The following is a 3,651-nucleotide window of genomic DNA, read 5'->3' as shown; positions in this document are numbered from 1 at the left end:
GGGAAACGCGTCAGAAGATATAGAAGTGACTCATGTTTTTATGATTGCGATGAGTCAACCGCATGAACAGGCTGAAACGCTAGCAAAATTAATGGGGTTGTTTTTAGACGAAGAATTGATGCAGAGAATGTATGAATGCTCTTCGAAAGAAGAGTATGAGAGTATTTTAAAAGAAAAGGGATTAATTTAATAGAGGAGAAAAACATGATTGAAACATTTATGAATATATTTATGAGCCTAGGCTCTTCAGTATTTATTCCAGCGATTATTATTGTTTTAGGTTTGATTTTAAGAATGAAACCAGGCAAAGCAATTGTTGCAGGGTTAACAATTGGTATCGGATTTATTGGACTAAGTATGGTTACTGGATTGATGACAGATGCTTTAGGACCAGCAGTTAAATTGATGGTTGAAAAATATGGGTTGTCATTAAGTATTATGGATTTAGGTAGTGGAACAGCAGGACCTGTTGCATTTTCAACAACAATGGGAATTGTGATTATTCCAATTGCGTTTGCACTTAATGCTGTGTTGATTTATTTAGGGTTGACTAAAACTTTCAATGTTGACGTTTGGAATTTATGGCAACCTGCATTAATTGGAATTATGGTATGGGGAATTACAGATAGTTTTTTGATTGGTGTTCTTTCAATGATTCCAGCATTCTTGATTGAAATTATTTTAGCTGATTTAGCAACTCCATTTATGACTGATTTCTATGGCTTTCCTGGAATGACATGTACTCACATGATGGCTAATGCAGGATTGGTATTAGCGGTGCCATTAAATTGGTTGTTCGATAAAATTCCAGGGTTAAATAAAATTGAAGTAAATCCAGAAATTATTCAAGAAAAGTTTGGAGTAGTTGGAGATCCAATTGTGATTGGATTTGTGATTGGACTTGCCATTGGGGCGTTGGCAGGATATGAAGTACCTGCAATGTTGACATTAGGGGTACAAATGGCAGCTGTACTAAAAATTATGCCAAAAATGGTTTCATTATTTATGGAAGGTCTAACTCCTGTTGCAGAAGCAACAAAAGAATTTACGGCAAAATACATGGGTGGTAGAGAAGTTAATATCGGAATGGATGCTGCTTTAGTAGTTGGAAATTCATCTGTTATGTCAACTGCTTTATTAATGATCCCAATTACTCTTTTGATTGGTGTTATTCTACCAGGAAACAAGGTATTACCATTTGGAGATTTACCAACATTAGTGTTTGGATTAGCCTTAATGGTCGCAGGATTTAGAGGAAATGTTTTTAGAAGTGTATTAGGATGTTCAATTTATACAATTACTATGCTTTATGCAGCTACTTATTTAGCACCAGCACTAACGACTGCATATCATATTGCAGGATTTGAAATTGGTAGTGGTATGATTTCATACGTTACAGCAGGTTTATGGCCAAATGTATTAATTGTATTTATCACAAATCTTTTAAGTGTACCAGGATTATTAATTCTAACAGTTATTGCATTAGTTGTATTATTCTATGTAAACAAAAAAAATAAGGTTCAAGCATAAAAATAAATAGAGGTGGATAAAATGAAAACAATTATGATTATATGTGGTGCAGGGCACGCAACTTCAACGGTTGTAAGAACTAAAGTTGAGAGTTGGTTAAAAAGCGAAGGATTGGCTAGTGAAGTCGAAGTAAAACAATCTTCGATTGGAGCACAGGCTAAGGATATTGCTGCAGATAAGTATGATATTGTAATAAGTACTATACAAGTACCAGAAAATATTAAAGATAAAGTTATTATGGGATTAGGACTATTAACTGGTTTTGGAGCTGAACAAGTTTTTGCACAAGTAAAAGAAAGACTTGGAAAATAGAATGGTAGTATTTCATAAAGAAATTGACTTAAATACTGTGGCTAATCGACCATCCTATCATGATGTTACATCTGATGTAATGGAGGCGTTAGCTAGCAGTGGAGTTCAAAATGGAATTTGTGTTGTATCTAGTCCTCATACTACTTGTGCAGTCTTCTTTGAAGAGTTTATGCATGACAAGAATTATTATGGTGACGAATTTTTACAAGTGGATTTGAATGAAGCACTAGACAAAATTGTACCTGTTCAAAGAACAGAAGGGCAATACCACAGTCCAGGGCCAGAGCATATTGCATATGGTATGGCTAAAACAGATCCGGATTATCCAGCAAAAGAATGGACAATGTTGAATACGGATGGACATTTGAGATCTACGTTATTAGGGGCAAGCGAAACGTTGATTATCAAAGATGGAAATTTGTTAAATGGTAAAGTGGGTTATATCTATTTTGTTGATTTTGACCAAACAAGGGAACGTAGAAGAAAATGTAATATTGTCATTATGGGAGAATAAAAATGGTTGAAAATAGTATTAAAAGTGTTATTGAAGCGGAAAGTGATGAATTAAAAAAATTAACGGAATCATTAGATTATGATGTGGTTAATACATTGATTAATAAAATCCAAAACAATAAGGGTAATGTTTTTGTGACTGGATGTGGAACATCTGCAATGGCTGCAAAAAAAATTGTTCATACTATGCAAGTGGTTAATCAAAGAATATTTTACTTAAATCCATCAGATGCTGTTCATGGTGGAATTGGAGCTATTGAAAAAGATGACATTGTCATTATGATTTCTAAAGGTGGAAGTACAAATGAGTTGTGTTCTTTTTTAGAAAATCTTAAAAGTAAAGAGGCCTTTATTGTGTATGTAGGTGAGAATGGAGATTCTAAAATTGGCAAATCAGCAGATTTGTTCTTGAAAATTAAAATTGAAAAGGAACCCGATGAATATAATATGTTGGCAACTGCTAGTACATTAGCTGTAATTTCAGTTTTTGATGCGATTGCGATTTATATAGAAAGGAATTCATCTTTCTCACAAAAAGTATTTTTAGAAAATCATCCAAGCGGTGATGTAGGTGATCGTTTGAGTGCTATTGTTAAGTGATATATTGAAAAAGAGATAGATTGAGTCTATCTCTTCATGTTTTATGGAGGAAATTATGATTATAGTGCCATCGTTGTTAAATTCAAATATATATGATATTCAAGAAAATGTGAAAATTGCAAAAACTGTAGGAGATAATTATTTGCATATAGATGTTATGGATGGTAATTTTGTTCCAATGCAATCTTTTGGTGGAAAGATATTAACGGATTTAAAAAAGAAAACAGATTTAGTGTTAGATGTACATTTAATGATTAATAATCCAGAGTTACATATAGAAGAATATAAAGATGCGGATATTATTAGTATTCATCAGGAGAGTACTAAACAATTATATAATTGTTTAAATCAAATTAAGAAATTAGGTAAAAAAGCCGGTGTAGCTATTAATCCAGGCACTCCAGTTAACACTCTTACTGATGTATTTAATTTGGTAGATCAAGTCTTGGTTATGACAGTAAATCCAGGGATGTTAGGTGAAAAATTTATAAAAAGTACTTTAAAGAAAATAGCGGAACTAAAACAAATCAAGGATAGTAATAAATATTTATTTGATATTGAAGTAGACGGAAATATTAATGATCAAACAATAATTCCATGCTACACTTCAGGTGCAAATGTTTTTGTATCCGGTGGATATATATTTGGTGATGATAATCCAGAGCAAAGAATTATAAAATTGAAAAATGCATTGTG

At 32.6% G+C, this 3,651-nt stretch carries 6 protein-coding genes; all 6 read left to right on the top strand.

The window, feature by feature from the left end; genetic code table 11:
• The coding region (locus ACZQCL_RS07490; protein WP_482482541.1) for a PTS sugar transporter subunit IIA at positions 1 to 190 on the top strand (190 nt) is incomplete at its 5' end.
• 14 nt (positions 191 to 204) lie between these two features.
• Positions 205 to 1,530, top strand: a complete 1,326-nt coding sequence (locus tag ACZQCL_RS07485) for a PTS galactitol transporter subunit IIC (RefSeq protein WP_337619573.1) — start codon at positions 205 to 207, stop codon at positions 1,528 to 1,530.
• Positions 1,531 to 1,551: 21 nt separating this feature from the next.
• On the top strand, positions 1,552 to 1,842 hold the full coding sequence (locus tag ACZQCL_RS07480; RefSeq protein ID WP_482482539.1) for a PTS sugar transporter subunit IIB: 291 nt from the start codon (positions 1,552 to 1,554) through the stop codon (positions 1,840 to 1,842).
• A gap of 1 nt (position 1,843) precedes the next feature.
• A complete protein-coding gene (locus ACZQCL_RS07475) occupies positions 1,844 to 2,356 on the top strand; it encodes a YjbQ family protein (RefSeq protein WP_118320430.1) in 513 nt (170 codons plus the stop codon).
• Positions 2,357 to 2,358: 2 nt separating this feature from the next.
• Positions 2,359 to 2,955, top strand: a complete 597-nt coding sequence (locus tag ACZQCL_RS07470) for an SIS domain-containing protein (protein ID WP_337619570.1) — start codon at positions 2,359 to 2,361, stop codon at positions 2,953 to 2,955.
• Positions 2,956 to 3,010: 55 nt separating this feature from the next.
• Positions 3,011 to 3,651, top strand: a 641-nt coding sequence (rpe, locus tag ACZQCL_RS07465; RefSeq protein ID WP_482482536.1) for a ribulose-phosphate 3-epimerase, incomplete at its 3' end; no start/stop codon positions are given.

The sequence above is a fragment of the Holdemanella sp. genome, from assembly GCF_056804935.1.
This window is presented reverse-complemented; position numbering and strand designations above follow the sequence as displayed.